At 48.3% G+C, this 18,537-nt stretch carries 16 protein-coding genes; 8 read left to right on the plus strand and 8 right to left on the minus strand.

Annotated elements, in window-relative coordinates; all coding sequences use genetic code 11:
* Nucleotides 1–4 precede the first annotated feature (4 nt).
* The gene (locus ACKRAT_RS04435) at nt 5–937 is read right to left on the minus strand and encodes an aldo/keto reductase (RefSeq protein WP_411843893.1); all 933 of its coding nucleotides are present in this window, start codon (nt 935–937) and stop codon (nt 5–7) included.
* A gap of 189 nt (nt 938–1,126) precedes the next feature.
* On the opposite strand from ACKRAT_RS04435, the gene ACKRAT_RS04440 reads away from it, so the two are divergent.
* Nucleotides 1,127–2,587 carry a protein adenylyltransferase SelO gene (locus tag ACKRAT_RS04440; RefSeq protein ID WP_411843894.1) on the plus strand — a complete coding sequence of 487 codons (1,461 nt, stop codon included), beginning with the start codon at nt 1,127–1,129 and terminating at the stop codon, nt 2,585–2,587.
* 37 nt (nt 2,588–2,624) lie between these two features.
* On the opposite strand, the gene ACKRAT_RS04445 is transcribed toward ACKRAT_RS04440, so the two are convergent.
* The 3 genes from ACKRAT_RS04445 to ACKRAT_RS04455 all read right to left on the minus strand — a co-directional run bounded on the left by ACKRAT_RS04445 (nt 2,625) and on the right by ACKRAT_RS04455 (nt 4,364).
* Nucleotides 2,625–3,218, minus strand: a complete 594-nt coding sequence (locus ACKRAT_RS04445) for a pyridoxamine 5'-phosphate oxidase family protein (protein WP_411843895.1) — start codon at nt 3,216–3,218, stop codon at nt 2,625–2,627.
* Nucleotides 3,219–3,600: 382 nt separating this feature from the next.
* The gene (locus ACKRAT_RS04450; protein ID WP_411843896.1) at nt 3,601–4,074 is read right to left on the minus strand and encodes a glutathione peroxidase; all 474 of its coding nucleotides are present in this window, start codon (nt 4,072–4,074) and stop codon (nt 3,601–3,603) included.
* 74 nt (nt 4,075–4,148) lie between these two features.
* Complete coding sequence (locus tag ACKRAT_RS04455) at nt 4,149–4,364, minus strand: hypothetical protein (RefSeq protein ID WP_411843897.1); 216 nt, start codon at nt 4,362–4,364, stop codon at nt 4,149–4,151.
* 276 nt (nt 4,365–4,640) lie between these two features.
* Between ACKRAT_RS04455 and ACKRAT_RS04460 the strand changes: the two genes are divergently transcribed.
* The gene (locus ACKRAT_RS04460) at nt 4,641–6,419 is read left to right on the plus strand and encodes an SLC13 family permease (protein ID WP_411843898.1); all 1,779 of its coding nucleotides are present in this window, start codon (nt 4,641–4,643) and stop codon (nt 6,417–6,419) included.
* Between the two features lie 72 nt (nt 6,420–6,491).
* Nucleotides 6,492–7,466 (plus strand): LLM class flavin-dependent oxidoreductase, encoded by a 975-nt coding sequence (locus ACKRAT_RS04465; protein WP_411843899.1) that lies wholly within the window; start codon nt 6,492–6,494, stop codon nt 7,464–7,466.
* 79 nt (nt 7,467–7,545) lie between these two features.
* Here ACKRAT_RS04465 and ACKRAT_RS04470 read toward each other — a convergent pair whose 3' ends face one another.
* The 3 genes from ACKRAT_RS04470 to ACKRAT_RS04480 all read right to left on the minus strand — a co-directional run bounded on the left by ACKRAT_RS04470 (nt 7,546) and on the right by ACKRAT_RS04480 (nt 10,639).
* Nucleotides 7,546–8,112 (minus strand): NADPH-dependent FMN reductase, encoded by a 567-nt coding sequence (locus tag ACKRAT_RS04470; RefSeq protein WP_411843900.1) that lies wholly within the window; start codon nt 8,110–8,112, stop codon nt 7,546–7,548.
* Nucleotides 8,113–8,125: 13 nt separating this feature from the next.
* On the minus strand, nt 8,126–9,181 hold the full coding sequence (locus ACKRAT_RS04475) for an LLM class flavin-dependent oxidoreductase (RefSeq protein WP_411843901.1): 1,056 nt from the start codon (nt 9,179–9,181) through the stop codon (nt 8,126–8,128).
* Nucleotides 9,182–9,337: 156 nt separating this feature from the next.
* Nucleotides 9,338–10,639 (minus strand): acetamidase/formamidase family protein, encoded by a 1,302-nt coding sequence (locus ACKRAT_RS04480; RefSeq protein WP_411843902.1) that lies wholly within the window; start codon nt 10,637–10,639, stop codon nt 9,338–9,340.
* Nucleotides 10,640–10,782: 143 nt separating this feature from the next.
* Between ACKRAT_RS04480 and ACKRAT_RS04485 the strand changes: the two genes are divergently transcribed.
* The 3 genes from ACKRAT_RS04485 (at nt 10,783) to ACKRAT_RS04495 (ending at nt 14,576) form a co-directional block, all read left to right on the plus strand.
* A complete protein-coding gene (locus tag ACKRAT_RS04485) occupies nt 10,783–11,151 on the plus strand; it encodes a PH domain-containing protein (RefSeq protein WP_411843903.1) in 369 nt (122 codons plus the stop codon).
* A 281-nt stretch (nt 11,152–11,432) separates the two neighbouring features.
* A complete protein-coding gene (locus ACKRAT_RS04490; RefSeq protein WP_411843904.1) occupies nt 11,433–12,821 on the plus strand; it encodes a YfcC family protein in 1,389 nt (462 codons plus the stop codon).
* 132 nt (nt 12,822–12,953) lie between these two features.
* Nucleotides 12,954–14,576 carry an SLC13 family permease gene (locus ACKRAT_RS04495; protein ID WP_411843905.1) on the plus strand — a complete coding sequence of 541 codons (1,623 nt, stop codon included), beginning with the start codon at nt 12,954–12,956 and terminating at the stop codon, nt 14,574–14,576.
* A 160-nt stretch (nt 14,577–14,736) separates the two neighbouring features.
* Here the strand turns inward: ACKRAT_RS04495 and ACKRAT_RS04500 are convergent, their stop codons facing one another.
* Nucleotides 14,737–16,011, minus strand: a complete 1,275-nt coding sequence (locus ACKRAT_RS04500; RefSeq protein WP_411843906.1) for a PQQ-binding-like beta-propeller repeat protein — start codon at nt 16,009–16,011, stop codon at nt 14,737–14,739.
* Between the two features lie 136 nt (nt 16,012–16,147).
* Between ACKRAT_RS04500 and ACKRAT_RS04505 the strand changes: the two genes are divergently transcribed.
* Both ACKRAT_RS04505 and ACKRAT_RS04510 read left to right on the plus strand, forming a co-directional pair.
* Nucleotides 16,148–17,578 carry an APC family permease gene (locus ACKRAT_RS04505; protein ID WP_411843907.1) on the plus strand — a complete coding sequence of 477 codons (1,431 nt, stop codon included), beginning with the start codon at nt 16,148–16,150 and terminating at the stop codon, nt 17,576–17,578.
* A 167-nt stretch (nt 17,579–17,745) separates the two neighbouring features.
* Complete coding sequence (locus ACKRAT_RS04510; RefSeq protein ID WP_411843908.1) at nt 17,746–18,492, plus strand: hypothetical protein; 747 nt, start codon at nt 17,746–17,748, stop codon at nt 18,490–18,492.
* Nucleotides 18,493–18,537 lie beyond the last annotated feature (45 nt).

Consider the following 18,537-nt stretch of genomic DNA (forward strand, 5'->3'; position numbering starts at 1 on the left):
CTGTTTATGAGAAAATGCTGTCGATTTCTGAAATTTCTTCTTCCGTCAAATCCACTTCCAGTGCCTTCAGGTTATTCAATACCTGTTCTGAACGTTTGGCACCCGGAATGATTGCGTCGATGACGTCTCTCGTTAAATACCAGGCCAGAACGACATGTGCGATATCCACATCTTTTTTCTCGGCAATCGGGCGCAGTTTTTCCACCCGCTCAATATTATCTGCAAATGCTTCGTCCCCGAATGCAGGCAGGTTTTTCCGGAAATCATCAAACGTATCCTCTTTTTTGAACTTGCCCGTCAATAGCCCGGATGCGAGCGGGAAGAATGGAACGAATGAAATGCCCTGCTCTTTTAAATAGGGGAAGAGTTCTTTTTCCGCTGAACGGGCGAGCAGGTTATACTCCCCCTGGAACACATCGATGTGCCCATCCTTATTGGCTTCTTTCAGCTGTTCCAACGAGAAGTTTGAAACGCCGATTGCACGGATTTTGCCTTCGTCCTTTAAAGTCTTCAATGCCGCAATGGCCTCATCCTTCGGTGTATCTTCGTCGGGATAATGGAGATACATCAGATCAATGTAGTCGGTCTGAAGCCGTTTCAGGCTTTTCTCCACTTCTTCCTGCAGGAAGGCCGGGGCGTTACTGTTGATCATCCCGTCGTCTTTGAAAATCGGTGAGATTTTAGTGGCGATGATCAGTTCATCCCGCCTGCCGGTTTCTTTCACCGCTTCACCCACCAATTCCTCAGAACGGCCGGGGCCGTATAAGTAGGCCGTATCTATAAAGTCGATGTCATTTTCAATCGCGGTTTTCACCAGATCTTTACCCGCCTGTTCATCCAGGTCAGGGAAGAGATTATGTCCGCCGACTGCATTAGTGCCGAGTCCGATAGGATTAACTGTCAGATCGGACTGGCCGATTTTCACTGCTTTTGCCATAAATATCGCCTTCTTTCTTTTTTGGTTGCAGAGGATATCCTGCCCAACATCTCCAGAATAGGGAAGATCCGGAGTGCGTGCAAAGATATTGATCGGTGTTTATTCCACATTCCTGAAGTTGTTCACTAGGGCACAGGCCTGGAAAATGATAGAATAAAAGGAGCAATCCTTAATGAAAGAGGGGAGAATATGAATCAATTCGGTTTCAATTTTGATAACACTTATGAAAAATTACCCAATCACTTCTATCATAAATCGGGAGCGACGCATGTAGATTTTCCTGCGGTTGTTGCCTTTAATGAAAAATTGGCAGAGCATCTCGGCTTGAATGCTGAAGCGCTTCAGTCGGATGACGGCAAGAAGATATTTGCCGGCAACGAAATGCCGGAAGGGGCTTCAGGCATTTCACAGGCCTATGCGGGCCACCAGTTTGGCAACTTGTCCATGCTCGGGGACGGACGTGCTGTCCTGATCGGGGAACAGATTGCGCCTGATGGCGACCGGTATGACATCCAGCTGAAAGGATCGGGACGTACGATGTTCTCAAGATCTGGCGACGGCCGTGCACCGATTGCGCCGATGCTGCGTGAATATATTATATCTGAAGCGATGCATGCCCTGGATATCCCGACAACAAGAAGCCTTGCAGTTTTGACGACCGGTGAAGGGGTGACAAGGGAAGACACCCTGCCGGGCGGCATCCTGACCCGGGTGGCTGAAAGCCATCTGCGTGTGGGCACTTTCGAATATGCGGTCCGGGCTGAAGGGGAGGATAACGCTAAGATTCTGGCGGATTATGCGATATCCCGTCATTACCCGGAGCTTGAACCATTGCCTGCTGAAGAAAAATATCTGCAGTTTCTAAATCATGTGATCGACCGCCAGGCCGCACTCATTTCCAAATGGATGCTTGTCGGATTCATCCATGGTGTAATGAACTCCGACAACATGACAATCAGCGGGGAAACGATCGATTACGGTCCATGTGCGTTTATGGACGATTATGATCCTGCCACTGTGTTCAGTTCCATTGATATCAATGGGCGCTATGCGTATCAGAACCAGCCCGGCATCGGCCAGTGGAACCTGGCGCGGTTTGCCGAGACGCTGCTGACATTGTTCAGTGATGACAAAGACACTGCGGTATCAAAGGCGCAGGACGCGCTGTCGAGATTCGGGAAGCTGTATGAATCCCACTGGCTGTCGGGAATGAGAGAGAAGCTGGGAATTATCGAAGTATCCAGTGATGATGAAGCGCTGATTACGGAACTGCTTGATATGATGGCTGAAGCCGGATCGGATTATACGCAGACGTTCCGATTGATGTCACTTGGTAAAGTAGAGGAAACAAGCGTGGCAGAGACAGATGGATTCAAACAGTGGAATGAAAAGTGGCAGCAGAAGCTGGAAACTCAGAGTTCCAGTGTCGAAGATGCATACGAATTGATGAAATCAGTCAATCCGGCAGTCATTCCGAGAAATCATCTCGTGGAAAAAGCTTTAAATGAAGCAATGCATTATGGGGATTACAGTCATTTCACCGACTTGAATGCAGTGCTTTCCAGACCATTCGACGATTCGCATGATGCGGTCTATAAAAATCCGCCTGAAGAGACGGAAGTTGTCCATCAGACATTTTGCGGAACATGATTCATATCAGGGCAGGGTACATCGGTACCCTGTCTTTTTATTTTCCTTTCACACCGAAAAAGTCGCCGCCCTTTTTCTTCGGATGCTCCGTGTCCCGGCGGGCGCCGTCTGATTGTTCCTTTTTCAGGACCGGAATGTGTTTGGAACAGTGTATATATGCCTCGTGCACTTTGATGACGATCCAGCGCTCGGCGCGGTTATTTTCCTGTTCATTTAGGGCTCGGATCTCCCCGGCACCGAGTCCGAGTGTTTCGAGTGCATCATTTTCAATGATCCCGGCCGTACCATTCACATGCAGCCCGATCCTTTGTTCCGTGAAATCGATGAACATGAGTCCAATGTGCGGATTTTCGGTGATGTTCCCGAGACTCGCCATTACACCGTTGCCCCGGTATTCGGGGTACATCAGGGTGGACGCGTCCAGTACCCTGACGAACCCGGGTGCCCCGGCCCTGAACGATGAATCGCAGTTTCCCTCCCCATCGGCGGGGGAGATGAAAAGCATTTCCTGACGATTGATGAATTCAATCATCCGGGGATTCACGTAATCGATCATCTGATTGTTGTAGAAAGCATCGGCACGCCGCTGTGTGCCATATTTATTTTGAAGTTCTTTTTCTCCTTCAGACATTGCTGCTGATCCTTCCTTCCTGTGTACCCAAAATAAAACGGCCGCGCCAGAAAGGCACGGCCGAGTCATATTTTAAGGGAGATGAACTACGCCGTCACTAAAGTAACGGGTTTCTAGGAACATCTAACTTATCCAGGCAACCTGAACGTTGCAACCGGACAGCGGTCGGATTATTTTACTACGGCCCGTCCCGGGCCTTTCAGATATTACTTGTATTGCAAGGTGGCTTGGTTATCGCCTACCTCAAATATACCATCAAAACGCTGTCATCTCAAATTTTTAGTCAAAGTACAGGCCGTCCAGGAAGAGATCATCCTATGGCTAAAACCATAGGTTTTCTCTTCTGACGACCCCTGATAAATGCATGCATATGCCATACAATCTACAGTGCGGATTCTATATCCTTCTTCATTTTAAGCGGGCTGGTGGTCGGCGCAATGCGGCTTATGACGTTACCGTCCTTATCCACCAGGAACTTCGTAAAATTCCACTTTATTTTATCGCCGAGTGCACCTTTTGATTCGCTTTTCAAGTGTTTGAAAAGCGGATGGGCACTTTCTCCGTTTACGTCGATGATTTCATGAATGTCAAAAGTGACGCCGTGGTTGATGCGGCACGCTTCTTCTGCGTCCGTACTGGTTCCCGGTTCCTGGTTGTTGAACTGATTGGAAGGGAAGCCGAGCACCACAAGTCCCTGGTCCTTGTATTCCTTGTGCAGTGTTTCGAGCTCATCGTATTGTCCGCGGAGCCCGCATTGGCTTGCCGTATTCACGATCAGCATCGGCTGTCCTTTATATTTGTCCAGATCATACGATTCACCGTTTGCTTTCACAACATTAATCTCATAAATGCCCATTATAAAATCCTCCGTCTATTTTCTGTTCTATTTAACAGTATAATGGATGGAAAAGGGCAAACCCAGAGATTTGCCTAGTGAATCGCTTTGATGGAACAATGATATTTGAAAAATGCGCCGCGGTTTTTGCTTGGCATGCCGCATTCCGTACAAACGTATTTATATGGGGTTCCCTTATGGTAGCTTTTCACAATATTTTCATGCTGACATTTACGCGGTACATTGAGCAATGATGACCGGCCTTTTACCATCAGCATTCTACTGATATCGTCTTTTGAATATTTTTCCATTGTGCTTGCCTCCTTTTTCACTCCTTTTTCTGCCGTGTTTTTATGGTTAATAATTAATAGATATCCGATTTTCAAAGTTTTAATCATAAAAGATATGAAAAATTACAATTAAAACTTTTCCATCGTTGTAATAAATACCGGATTTTGTTATCGAAATCGATATATACGGGTATAGATATTAACTTGAGGCTTCAAAAAGAATTCTTGTACCCGCAGGCCTGTGCTATGATATTCTTTAACAAAGTAAATTTTCACCATGGAAACGGGGGAATGCCGATGACTTCAGAAATGATATTTGTTGCAGTGATGATTGTCGTGATGCTGCTTTTGCTGCTGTTTGAAGTTATGCGGGCGGACTTCACCGTATTTTCCTTCCTCGTCATATTTCTGCTGAGCGGCGTCATTTCCACAGAACAGGCACTCAGCGGGTTTTCCAACCAGGGAATGCTTACGGTGCTGCTCTTGTTCATCGTGGCCGGCGCGATCCAGAAGCATGGTATCATAGAGAATTTTGTAAACAAGATCTTAAGGGACAGCAAAAGTCCGAGGAAATCCATGTTCAAATTGCTTCTCCCGGTATCATTCGCATCCGGATTTTTAAATAATACACCGATTGTCGTGACGTTAACGCCGATTATAAAAGACTGGTGTCAGAAGAACGGCATCTCACCGTCCAAATTTCTGATTCCGTTATCCTATGGCACGATACTCGGAGGCACCATCACTTTAATCGGAACGTCGACCACGCTGATCGTCAACGGACTTCTGATCGAGTCGGGCCTCGAAGGTTTTTCATTCTTTCAGTTATCCGTCGTCGGCATTCCGATCACTATCATTGGTCTGGCCTACATTTTAACGCTGGGCTATCAGCTTTTGCCGAGCAATCTCGGGGCCAAGGAGCAGATTCGTGAAGAAGTGAAGGAATTTCTGGCCGAGGCGGTCATAGAAAAGGATTTTGAATATATCGGGTCGCATATCATCGATGCCACATCGCATTCTTTTAAAAACGTATATATCATTGAAATCATCAGGGGAGAGGAACGGATCTTTCCGGTGACTCCGACGACCATCATCAGGGAAGGGGATCAGCTGCTGTTTTCCGGAACATTGAATACGATCGCCGCGGTGCAAAAGCAAAAGGGTGTAAATGTAAACACCGGGACGGATGCCACTCTGGAGAGTCTCAACTATGACGGCAATCTTCTTGTGGAGGCCGTCGTCTCCCATCAGTCGTCCATGGTATCGAATTCGATGAAATCATCTAAATTCAGATCCAAATACAATGCCGGCGTGATTGCCGTACATCGTAACAATGAACGGATCAAAAGCCGGGTCGGTGACATCATCATGAAACCGGGTGATACGCTGCTGATGCTGTGCGGCAAAGAGTTTCTTGAGCAGCACATGCATTCCTCCGACTTCTATGTGGTGACTTCCGTTGTGCCGCCCGAACCATTGAGACAGAGCAGCGTCAAAGGGTGGTTCGCCATCACATTGCTCCTCGCCATGGTCGGTTCCGTCACTTTCGGACTGCTTTCGATGTTCGAAGCCATGCTGATCGCTGTGATCATACTGCTGGCTTCCAAATCCATCGATGCAGAAGAGGCATTCAGCTATATACAGGTCAACGTCCTCCTGCTGATCGCCAGTGCATTCGGTGTGGGGGCAGCTTTGACCGAATCGGGTCTGGCCCAGCTCATCGCCGAAAATATGGTGGATGTAGCCAGACCGTTCGGCATCATCGGTATCATCGTCATCTTATATATCGTGACGAATATTTTCACTGAATTGATTACCAACAGTGCAGCAGCAGTATTGATGTTTCCGATTGCACTGGAAATCGCCGGGCAGATGAATGCCGATTACATCGGACTCGTCATTTTGATCGCCATCGCCAGTTCGGCAAGTTTCATCACCCCGATCGGCTACCAGACCAACCTGATCGTCTACGGACCCGGCGGGTATAAATTCACGGACTATATAAAAGTGGGGGCGCCGCTGTCATTGATTACGATGATTGCCGCAACTTCCATCATTTATATGGTATGGTTTTAAAACTTAAGCGCTTTTAGGAAAAGGGGAATGCTTTGTTTCTCCTTTTAATAATGAAAAAGGGAGTATCACTCAATGAGATTTGGAATACTTGATCAGATGCCGCAGCCCAGGGGGAAAACGGCGGAGGAGACGGCAGCGCATACGATAGAGATGGCACAGTATGCCGAACACCTGGGGTATGCGAGCTATTGGTTTGCTGAACATCATGCGACCAGGGGCATGGTTTCCAGTTCGCCGGAAATAATGATGGCAGCCGTCGCAGCCAGGACTGAAAAAATCAAAGTGGGCAGCGGCGGCATCCTGCTGCCGCAGTACAGTGCTTATAAAGTCGCGGCGCAAATATCGCAGCTCGAGTCTTTATTCCCGGGAAGGATTGAGGCGGGGGTCGGGCGTTCGACCGGCGGCGGGGATTTTGTCCGGCGGCGACTCGCTGATTTCAAACCCAATCAGATGGGGGACTATCCGGAAAAATTGGAGGATCTGGTTAAATACCTGAACAAGGAAGGGAAAATCAGACCGGCGCCGAGAACGGCGGGGAAACCGGAATTATATGCTCTGGGGCTCGGTGAGAACAGTGCGGAACTCGCAGCGGAGATGGGCATCGGTTATGTCTTCGGCCATTTCATCAAACCGGATCGGGGCGAAGCTTCATTTGAAGCATACCGGCAGAACTTCCGTCCGGGACTGCTCCGTGAACCGCACGCCAAAGCCTGTGTATTCGTCGTATGCGGGAAGGATGATGCACATGCAGAAGAGCTTGCCGCAAGCCAGCACATCTGGCTGCTAAATGTGGAAAAGGGACTGGACAGCCAGGTGCCGGATGTCGGGGAAGCAAAGGAACGCATGGCCTCTTTGAATGAGAAGGAACAGGAGAGCGTCGAACGCAATAAGAGAAGGATGATCATCGGCGGCCCGGAAACGGTTAAGAAGGCGCTTGACCAGTATAGTGAAATCTACCAGTGTGACGACTGGCTGCTTTTGTGCAACCTGCATGACTGGGAAGAGAAGAAGAAGTCATTCGAGCGGGTGATCGATTTATACAGATAGAAACCGGAAGAGATGATTCTGTTGGTGATATGTAAGAGAAAAGCAGACTGATGGGAATTCCCGTCAGTCTGCTTGTTTATCAGAATCCGTATGACGCTTCTTTTTCTTCTCTGATCTTCCGGTAAGTTTCCGAGAGGACAAGTGTATCTTCAGCCAGCCGGTCGATGCGGAAGATGACGTCATCATCGATGATCTCCTTCTTGGCAAAATGCCGTTCTTCTATAAATACATAGGATTGCAGAATCTGAGCCTTCATATAGCCCAGTACCGGCTTCAGCTGGGTTTCCGGAATCAGAAAGTGTTTGGATGATCCTGCTGTGGCAAGCATGCTGACGGTCTTGTCCCTGAATCCGTCCTGCGGAAGCAGATCGAGCACGTTCTTCAGTGTACCGGGTATGGAAGCCTGGAAAATCGGTGTGCCGATGACGATTGCGTCGGCATCCATGATTATTTTAGTGACGTAGCCTGTGTCACCGTCATAATCCAGGAAGTTGCGTCCGTCGCTGAATTGTATATCGTAATCAGCAAGGTCGATCAGCTCCACATTATGATCCGGGTGGTTTTTATTAAAAGCGTTTTTTACATATTCCATTGCAGTCCTCGTTTTGGATCCCACAACCGAACCGGATAAAAGTACAATGTTCATAAAATGATGCCTCCTATTTTCTGGTGTGCTTTTTAACCGCGGGCAATATTTCCGAACCGATGAGGTCTATATTGCGCTTTAATTTATCAAAAGTGACACCGCCGAAATCCATCTGCCCGATATATCTCTGATGGCCGAGTTCTTCATGCTGATAAAGGATCTTCTCTATGATTTCCTGGGGGCTGCCGACATTCATGACATCTTTCGGATGTGCACCCTGAGCGAAGTGCTGCTTGGGATAGCCGCGTCCATTTGTCCGCATCATCCCCTCATTGATATGGGGATAGACTTCCTTTTGTGCCTGCTGTGTTGTTTCGGCAGGGTAGAAGAATCCCGCCGTGGCAACTGGAAGTGCGTCCGGGTCATGTCCATTGTCCCGGGCTGCCTGCCTGTAGACCTCGATTGAATATTTGAATGAAGAGGCCGGGCCGCCGAGTGTCGCGAGGAACATCGGCACCCCTGCGCGTCCGGCTTTCTCGGCACTTGCCGGCGGACCGCCGACAGCTCTCCATATCGGCAGTGACCCATTTTTAGGGCGGGGGAGGATTTCAGCATTGCGAAGCGGCTTTCTGAATTCGCCTTCCCAGTTGACGACTTCGTTTTCATTGATCAGTCTGAGCAGATCAAATTTCTCTTCATACAGGGCCTCGTAATCATGAAGGTCATAGCCGAGCAGTTCAAAGTTGCCCACCCGGGAAGCGCGTCCGGCGATGATTTCCGCCCTGCCGTCTGAAATGAGGTCGATGGTTGCAAAGTCCTCATAGACGCGGACCGGGTCGAGTGTACTGATGATCGTGGAAGAGCTCGCGATTTTTATTTTGCTTGTTGCCTGTGCAATCGCACCGAGGACAACGGAATGCGCCTGCGTTGTGAAAAACTCCTGGTGGCTTTCGCCCACGGTAAAGAGGTCGATGCCGGCCTGCTCGGAAAGTTTGGCGAGTTCGATGATTTCGTTGATTCTCTGCTGGGCAGGAATCCGTTCCTTCGTATACGGATTATGAAGGTGGTCTCCAAGTGTGTAGAGTCCAAACTCCAAACCCTCCTCTTTGTTAATTCTGTATTTTTCCATCTGTATCCTGTCCTTTTATAAAGTAAGTTAATATATCTTCATTATATAGCACATATGTATCCGTTGCATTTGAAAGGCATAGGACAAAAGTATGAATATTATTTCCTATAAAAAATCAGCGTATCCCTCTTGGAGGAATACACTGATTCTGAAAACTTACTGATACGCATTTCTCACTAACTCCCATATGCCTGACTGCTTCAAATATGCTTTGGGCGCCAGGAAGGTCACAGTGACCACTCCGGGGTTCCTGCCGATATCGATGGAACCATTGATTGTTGCACGGTTCATTACTTCCGGCACTGTAATGTTAAACAGTTTGGCCGCCCGTTCCATGCCGTTTTCTGTCGCAGCGTTTAAATCCACTCCTGTCCCGATGAAGGATACGGGATAGCTTTCCTCGATTTCCGGCATATGCCATCTATCCGCAAGCAATTTTGCCTGTTTGATTTCCTTCTCTGTAAATGGCTTGGCCAGCGGCGGAAGATCTTCTGTCAGCGGCAGCAGCACCGGTCCTTCGAGGTCTACATCTTTGAGGACTGTGACCTGAAGATCGGCGATGCCGGCAACATCGGTGGTATGGCCAGCAATTTCACCGTTGCCCTGCATCGCATGCATGTCTCCAAGGTAGACGCCGCCGCCGGGCACTTTTACCGGACAGATTAATGTGGCACCTTCCCGGACCCGGTTTATATCCATATGGCCGTCGGTACGGTCTTCGAGCTGTTCTTCGGTCATGCCGTAATCATGCGGGGCATCGATCAGGAACTGTCCGAAATCCCCGGCATTGTGGGAATCGGGAAAGGCACGGGAGGGTGTTGTCCCCAATTGGCCGAGGAAGGGGATGACCCGCGCCATGGCGCCGACGATATCGTGCGGGGCAAAAGTCACCACCGGATTCTGTATGGAGTTCTCGGGTGTACGCATATATTTTTTGCCTTCACGGGCGATGATTTCCGCATTTTCCTTATTGAGTGTCAGTCCCATCGTCCTCTGTTGATCGAACACCATGGTATACGCATTGGTGAAAGTGAACGGCGTGACGTCCTCACTGCATTCTGCACATCGCACAGCCCCTTGCCCGATGCCTTCCACTCTGGTTTTCGGGTTTTTGGCACCGCAGTTCGGGCAAATCCCGGCAACGAAAGGATCGCCGGTGAATCTGCCTTCCATCGGTTTGTCGTTGCCTGAGGCGGTGGCATCTGAAGTCACCTGTATGGAATTAATGTGGATTGCGATGGCATCACCGGTTTCGGCGCCTTCGACATAAACCGGCTTCGTGACTTCATGTCCGCCTTTAAGTTCAGGGGTGATCATCGGCCCCCAGCAGCCGGGTGCCGTATTCGCTACAATGTGTCCGCCGTCCTGTACAACATAATTCATTTCATCCGCGGGATTCAATATGCCGTTGGTAAACTGGTCTACAAATACCGTGTGTTTCGCTTTGCGACTGGTCATTTAATACCACTCCTCCGGATATATTATTAGTCCTTCCATTTTACCACGATACTCGGGAAAGGGCTTTCATTATGCTGGAGATGAATTCTATGTCAGTATATGAACTATAATGAAAACTAAAATAAAACAGTGGAGTGATGACTTTGGAGACAACAGATATTCTATCCTGGACCTTGCAGTTCGAAACAGACATACCAGACGATGCAGATGAGCTGCTGATTGAAGGGGAGCGGGCAATCAAAGCGTATAAGACACTCAGAGATTCGGCAATATTTACGGATAAACGCCTGATTATCCGTGATTCCCAGGGGCTTACCGGCAAAAAGGTGGAAATGTATTCCCTGCCCTATTCATCGATAGATATGTGGTCGACTGAAAATGCCCGCGGCATGTTCGATATCAATGCTGAAGTGGAATTATGGACGAAAGTGGGGCATTTTAAAATCAATCTGGGCAAGAAAGTGGATGTCCGCAGTTTTGACCGTCTCATTGCACAGGCAGTGCTGGTGTAAACAGTAACCGTCTTCATTACACAATATTTACATTCCCTTAAATGGAAATTCATAAATGATTGTTATATTGAAATCAGCCTCAGATACACCTCCAGTAATCTGAAGGCCAGTACATGAATTGTACTCCCATCCCTCTTGTATGCCTTACAAAAATATTCCTGATTAAATGCACTGTCTCAGGGACGGTGCATTTATTTTTGCATTTTTTAAATAAGTTCTTTCTTATAATGAATACTTATGTAATAATATGCATTATAATAAAATGTATTGAAGGTGCGGAAATGGACAACTTGAATAAAAAACGCTGGGAAATGCCGGATACATATGTCATATTATTTATCGTTCTGCTGGCTGCAGCGATTGCTACATATATTGTTCCTGCGGGGTCTTTCGACAGGGAAGAAGTGGATGGAGTGGAACGTGTGGTGTCAGGCACGTATCAGACAGTGGAAAAGGAACCGGCAGGGGTGATGGATATCTTCCTGGCACTTCAGACAGGGATGGTTGAATCCGCCGGGCTCATCTTCCTCGTGCTTTTCGCCGGTGGTATGTTTGAAGTGGTGGAACGGTCCGGCGCAATCAAAGGCGGTATCATGAGTGCAGTGGATAAAATGCGCGGCAGGGAGTTTATGCTCATCGCCGTCATCTCTGTATTGTTTGCATTGGGCGGTGCAACAGGTGCCGTGGCCAACTCTGTCATTCCGTTTGTGGCGATCGGTGTCATGCTGGCCCGCGCATTGAAAATGGATGCGATTGTGGCGGTGGCGATTACATTCGGCGCAACGTTCATCGGATTCTCGGCAGGATTTTTAAATCCGTATACAGTCGGCGTTGCCCATTCAATCGCTGAACTTCCGCTGTTTTCCGGCATGCTGCTGCGTGTCATTTCTTTCATCATTCTGGTCGGGGTGACGATCTGGTATACATGGGCGTATGCCAAACGTATTTTAAAGGATCCTGAGCGCAGTATCATGGGGATTCTTGAAAGCAACGGGGAAGAGATGGAAACACATGTGCCCTTTACTCTGAGGCACAAATTGATATTATCGTGGGTAGGACTTGCACTGGCGTTCTTCGTCTTCGCCGTGATCCAGTTTCAATGGACGACGGATCATATGGCGGCATTCTTCATTGTCATCGGTCTGGTGTCCGGGATCATTGCAGGGATGAACTACAATGAATTAACCCTCACATTTTTGGAAGGGTGCAAGAATCTGGTGTACGGCGCCCTGATTATCGGTGTGGCCCGTGCCGTACTGGTAATCATGGAGCAGGCAAATATTCTCGATACGCTCGTCAATGCACTTGCCTCCCCTCTGGGAGCATTGACGCCGATCCTTTCTGCGGTGGGAATGTTCATCGCGAATACGGTATTCAACTTCTTTGTGCCTTCAGGCAGCGGGCAGGCGGCAATCATCATGCCGGTGCAGACGCCGCTCGCCGACATGATAGGCATTACAAGGCAGGTGTCTGTCCAGGCCTTCCAGTTCGGTGATGGGTTCTCAAACAGTATTTTTCCGACCTCCGGACCTTTGATGGCGAGTCTGGCGGTGGCGGGAGTGCCATGGATCAAGTGGGCGAAATGGCTGCTGCCGCTTTTCATCATCTGGGCGGTCATTGCGGTGATCATACTTGCTGTCGGGGTCATGATCAATTGGGGGCCATTTTAATATTTCATAAGCCGGGGGGGATTTCTTTCATCCTTCCCGCTTTATTTTTGTCATTGAAAAACTATAGTAAAATTTCTGAAAATATGATAATGTTTTTTAAGATATTATGTTTACATCTTTAGGAGGTTTATTGTGAGCGATTCCAAAGTCAGACAGTCATATGAAAATTTATGGCGTGAGTCCAGAAGAACGAAGTCTTTGCTGAAATTCTTCAGCGTGAACGATTCGAAAAAGCATGCTGAAAAAGGCAGCTATTCAACGGATCCGGAGGAAGGTCCGGAAAAATCCTATAACCGGCTGCAACTGGTCGGATTGTTTTTAGGACCGCTGCTTTTCATTCTAACTTTATTATTCCTGAATACCGAAGGTTTGGACAGTGCCGGCGTTTTTGTCGTCGCATCCACATTATGGATTGCATCATGGTGGATTACGGAAGCGATTCCGATTCCGGCAACGTCACTCATGCCTCTGTTCCTTTTTCCGCTGGGGGGCGTCATGGACAGCGGCACGACGACCAGTGCATATGGTAATGACATCATCTTCCTGTTCCTAGGCGGATTTTTAATTGCACTGGCGATGGAAAGATGGAATTTACATACGCGTATCGCACTGTCAATCATCAGTGCGATCGGAACGACAACCGCTACAATCCTCCTGGGATTCATGATTGCGACAGGGCTCCTGTCCATGTTCGTGAGTAACACGGCGGCGGTAATGATCATGATCCCGATCGGGATGGCGATCATCAATGAAGCCAACGCGCTGACAGAGCCGGGACTTGAATCTGATCTGAAACTGTTTGAGAAATCGCTGGTATTGGGCATCGGATATGCCGGTACCATCGGCGGACTGGGCACACTGATCGGCACACCGCCGCTCATCATCATGGCGGGCCAGCTCAAGGAGATTTTTGATGTCGACCTGAGTTTCGCGCAGTGGATGCTTTTCGGGGTGCCGATTGTTGTGCTGTTCCTCGGTATCGCATGGACTTATATGAACTATTTCGCATTCAGGCACAATATGAAACAATTGCCCGGCGGCCGCAAAATCATTTCGAGCGAACTCGAAAAACTCGGTAAAATCTCAAGAGAAGAAATACTCGTACTCATTGTCTTTCTCTTTGCAGCATTTATGTGGATTACACGCGGGTTCATCTGGGAGAACATCGAAATCACTTCCATGCTGACAGATGGCTCGATTGCGATGCTGGCGGCAGTGATTTTATTCCTGCTGCCGACAAAAAGAGGATCCAAACGTATACTCGACTGGTCCGTCGCAAGAGAACTGCCCTGGGGCGTGCTGCTGCTGTTCGGCGGGGGCCTCGCATTGGCTGCGGCAATCGTAGAAACGGGCGTAGACCAGTGGCTCGGTGAACTGCTGACACAAGTGGAAGGGGTCCACATTGTAATCATCATCACGATCGTGGCACTGGCTATCCTCTTCCTCACAGAGATTACATCCAACACAGCCACGGCCACGATGATCATTCCGGTATTGGCAGGTCTTGCGATTGCGCTTGAAGTGCATCCATTGACATTGATGGTGCCTGCGGCAATGGCGGCAAACTGCGCATTCATGCTGCCGGTCGGGACACCCCCGAACGCCATCGTTTTCGGTACGAATAAAATATCCATCCAGGAGATGGCAAAAACAGGGTTTGCCTTAAATATAATCGCAGTCATATTGATTGTGGCATTCGTTTATCTGTTGATGCCGGTGATCTTCGGTATAGAGCTGCTGAATTACAGCGGTTAGGATGAATATAAAACGGACGCATTACTCAATAAGGGTAATGCGTCCGTTTTTTGCCGGGCGCTGTTTTCCATACGGGGCCGGCATGGACTGCAAATATTTGTGGCAAATAAAAACCAGGACCTGTAATGAAGAATTCCTCATTAAGCCCCGGCATTCTCAATTATTGAACATCTTCGAAATCACTCAGCGGGACGACGTAGACATAACTGTCGCGGCTGCCCACAAATAATGTGTCATTGGCAATCACCGGTCCGGCGGGTGAAAGTGTGCCGCCGAGTTCCTTTTCTTTCACCTTTTCTCCGCGCTCTATATCAATACCGGTGACAACGCCTTCTTCATTTGCGAAATAGACGATGCCGTCCTGGGCGACAGGCGGTGCTTTGGCTGCAGTGCCTTTAACCGCCCATAACTGTTCGCCCGTCTTTAAATCATAGGCATAGTAGGTTTCAGTTTTTGGACTGGCGACAAATACTTTGCCATCATGGATCATCGGCGCCCCTGATTTATTATTCTCTACAGGTTTCCCGGTGCCCCAGTTATCTTTCCATACAATTTCCCCGGTCTCGGTATCCATTGCATATATTTCATGTTCTGATTCCCCGTCTTCATTGTAGACCAGAGCAGTGGTAAGGATGATGCCATCCGCAGCCGCCGGCGGGACATCATCAAGACCCATGGCCACATCAGGAAATTCCTTTTTCCATTTAATATCATCTTCCTGGAGGTCATAGGCATAAAAAGTCTGCGGGTCCGGCCGGCCGCCCCCGACATACAATGTATCTTCATATATACTCGGCGATGACATGGTGACTACAGAACCGAGGTCATATTTATGCTCGGGTGTCCCTTCATCCAGTGTCAATTTATAAAGGTGCCGTCCGCCTGTTGCAGCGTAAAGGTGATCACCATATATCGCAGGCGTCGGCATGACTGCGCCTTCAGTATTGAATTCCCAGACTGTTTCTCCGGTTTCGGCATCGAGCGCCATAACACCACTCTCTCCCGTCCCTCTTGTGCCGTCTTCATTAAAATCCCTGTTGCCGTATCCGACATACACTTTCCCTTCATGGTAGATGGCTTCAGAATGTATCCAGTTTGGTGCATGCGTTTCCCAGATCTTACTGCCGTCCTCTAAATCGAATGCCATGATTTCACCGGAGTCATGATTTCCGATGAAGACTTTGCCGTCCGCCACGACCGGTGTCGCCCGGACTTCCTCTTCAGTTGCGAGTCTCATATGCTCCAGAGGTTCATGACCGGAGTCGATCACCGCATTTTTATCCGGACCCATCCTGTACTGGGTCCATTCTTCTGCGCCGAATATTTCCATGCTCTTATCACCGGCTGAGCTGTTTTCATCGCTGCCGTCACTTGAACAGGCGCTTAAAACAGCCAGAGACAGTATGATTATGTAGCCCAAACTTCTTTTAAGCATTTCATCCCCTCCATCTACTCTTTAGGAATATTTTACCCGATTATCAGCTTAGAATGCAGTTTTACGTTGCATTCTCCTTCTGGTACGATATAATCTATGGAATAAAACAAACATAACAGGGGAGTCCTTTTTAATTATGGTACAAAGTAATACAGCTTTAGAACGCACGGAACTTGAAAACACCATGTCCAAACGGTTCATCTGGGCCATTGCGTATGGTTCGAGCATCGGCTGGGGGGCGTTTATCCTGCCGGGCGACTGGCTGATTTCATCCGGTACGCTGGGTTCCACTCTGGGCATTACAATCGGCGGGCTTTTAATGCTGATTATTGCCGTGGCATACGGGGCACTGACAACTGAATTTCCGGTATCAGGAGGAGAATTCGCATTCAGTTACGCAGGGTTCGGCAGAAATATCAGCTTTATCGCTTCATGGTTTCTGGCACTGGGTTACATATGTGTCGTTGCGCTTAACGCCAGTGCGTTCAGTTTGCTGTTTAAGTTCATACTTCCCGATTTTCTTGAAGTAGGATACATGTACACGATTGCAGGATGGGACGTATATATTATGGAAGTTCTGCTCACTTCACTGGTTTTGGTGCTTTTTGCCTATATCAGTATTAAGGGCAGCGGGCTTTCCGGGAACATACAGTTTATCTTCTGTCTGTTCATGGCGGCAGTTGTAGCCACTCTGTTTGTAAGGTCATTTTTCGCGGGGGAATTCTCTTTTGAGAATGCGCAGCCTTTATTCAACAACGAAAACGGTATATGGACATCCATCATCCTGATCGTTGCGATCGCGCCATGGATGTATGTCGGATTTGATAATATTCCGCAGGCGGCGGAAGAATTCAAATTCAGTCCGGATAAGACATTCAAACTGATCGTTTTTGGAATCATCGCGTCCGTCATCACCTACGTCCTGATGATTCTGGTCACATCATGGATCTATCCGGATCAGGAAGCAATCGGCGGGGCACTGTGGATAACAGGCTCTGTCGTCCAGTCCTCAATGGGCGTCTTTGGCATGACGCTGCTGGCGCTTGCGATATCATTCGGTATTTTTACGGGACTCAATGGCTTCTTCATGTCGTCATCCAGACTGCTCTTTGCACTCGGCCGTGCGAATTTCATTCCACCGGTTTTTGCCAGGCTGCATAAGACGAATAAAACGCCGTATGTTGCGGTGCTTTTCGTAATGACGGTCTGTCTTGGGGCGCCATGGCTCGGAAGAACGGCACTCAGCTGGATTGTTGATATGTCCTCGACAGGCGTATCTGTCGCATTCCTGGTGACAAGTCTTGTTTCCGTGAAATTCTTCAGAAAGAAGGAGAACTACAATCTGACGTATGTCATCTTCGGAGGGCTCGGCACAATCATATCACTCACATTCCTTATACTGCTGCTGTATCCAAATTCACCGGCATCACTTTCAGCCCCATCCTATATCGCACTCGCTGCATGGGTAGTGCTCGGTGCAGTATTCTTCATGTTCCAGTACAAGAAGCTGAACAGCATGACTAAAGAGGAACTGGATTACCTGATTTTAAAAAAAGAGAATGGCTAGACAGAAGGCAAAGACAGCACCCGGATCAAAAAACCGGGTGCTGTCTTTTTACTGGCTGTAATTCTCCTGTATTTTCAGCAATATATTTTGTAAATATTACAGTTGTGTTACAATAGACCCTGATGTTTCGATTACCGTGACAATTTTCAATTAGGGAGACGAAAAAAGTGAAAGCGAAATTTTTGATATTCGCATCGATTTTTCTTTGCGGCTGCGGCCAGGATGCGACACAGAGTATAGAGCGGGATGACTTTCAGGCAAAGCCGCCTCAGCTTATTACGATCAATCACTATAGTTTGCCTCTCGATGACGCGGATAATCGGGAAGTGGCTGCGGGGCAGACCGCCGAGGCAGATGGAGACGTTGAATATTCCTATTCCGATCGTAATCCGGATAAGAAGGTGGCTGCCAGCAAAACAATGCATTCATACACAAATGAGGAAGCAACGGGAATAGAGAAGGTAACAGGCAAGGCAAATAGTATACATGCGAATATATCCGAAGTCTGGAATAAGGAATTCGTTCCGATGTACCGCCAATATTCATTGCATGGTATCGAAAATGCGAAGGTGGCGGAAGAACTCGAAATTCTGCATGCGGCCTACAGGGGGCTCGAGCAGGAAGTTCAAAGCATAAAACCGCCGGATTTCCTGACTTCGGAACATGCGGCAGAGATAGAAGAGATGAAATCGGATTTATCACTGGCGATTTCAAACAGGGCACTCGCTCTGATAGAATTTAAATTAATGAATGAGGCAGAGGGAGACAACATGCACCCGGAACTCCTCGATATCCATATGAAAAACAGCCGTCAATATTTGAACAGTGCAGAAGCGCATATGGAAACACTCGCTGAACTGGATGCAGAGGATTACTCCGCAGAAGACAGCGGACTGATCACGACAAATAAATGATGGACTTTAGAATCTCCTTAGCGGAGCGCTTGCAGTGGCCGGAAG

This window comes from Salinicoccus sp. HZC-1 (assembly GCF_046736035.1).
Classification (GTDB): domain Bacteria; phylum Bacillota; class Bacilli; order Staphylococcales; family Salinicoccaceae; genus Salinicoccus.

What these genes read in the sequence shown, in the direction of transcription:
- ACKRAT_RS04455 (WP_411843897.1), bottom strand. Translation starts at nt 4,364, where the DNA reads ATGGAAAAATATTCAAAAGACGATATCAGTAGAATGCTGATGGTAAAA.
- ACKRAT_RS04435 (WP_411843893.1), bottom strand. Translation starts at nt 937, where the DNA reads ATGGCAAAAGCAGTGAAAATCGGCCAGTCCGATCTGACAGTTAATCCT.
- ACKRAT_RS04465 (WP_411843899.1), top strand. Translation starts at nt 6,492, where the DNA reads ATGAGATTTGGAATACTTGATCAGATGCCGCAGCCCAGGGGGAAAACG.
- ACKRAT_RS04440 (WP_411843894.1), top strand. Translation starts at nt 1,127, where the DNA reads ATGAATCAATTCGGTTTCAATTTTGATAACACTTATGAAAAATTACCC.
- ACKRAT_RS04480 (WP_411843902.1), bottom strand. Translation starts at nt 10,639, where the DNA reads ATGACCAGTCGCAAAGCGAAACACACGGTATTTGTAGACCAGTTTACC.
- ACKRAT_RS04470 (WP_411843900.1), bottom strand. Translation starts at nt 8,112, where the DNA reads ATGAACATTGTACTTTTATCCGGTTCGGTTGTGGGATCCAAAACGAGG.
- ACKRAT_RS04450 (WP_411843896.1), bottom strand. Translation starts at nt 4,074, where the DNA reads ATGGGCATTTATGAGATTAATGTTGTGAAAGCAAACGGTGAATCGTAT.
- ACKRAT_RS04505 (WP_411843907.1), top strand. Translation starts at nt 16,148, where the DNA reads ATGGTACAAAGTAATACAGCTTTAGAACGCACGGAACTTGAAAACACC.
- ACKRAT_RS04490 (WP_411843904.1), top strand. Translation starts at nt 11,433, where the DNA reads ATGGACAACTTGAATAAAAAACGCTGGGAAATGCCGGATACATATGTC.
- ACKRAT_RS04475 (WP_411843901.1), bottom strand. Translation starts at nt 9,181, where the DNA reads ATGGAAAAATACAGAATTAACAAAGAGGAGGGTTTGGAGTTTGGACTC.
- ACKRAT_RS04500 (WP_411843906.1), bottom strand. Translation starts at nt 16,011, where the DNA reads ATGCTTAAAAGAAGTTTGGGCTACATAATCATACTGTCTCTGGCTGTT.
- ACKRAT_RS04460 (WP_411843898.1), top strand. Translation starts at nt 4,641, where the DNA reads ATGACTTCAGAAATGATATTTGTTGCAGTGATGATTGTCGTGATGCTG.
- ACKRAT_RS04445 (WP_411843895.1), bottom strand. Translation starts at nt 3,218, where the DNA reads ATGTCTGAAGGAGAAAAAGAACTTCAAAATAAATATGGCACACAGCGG.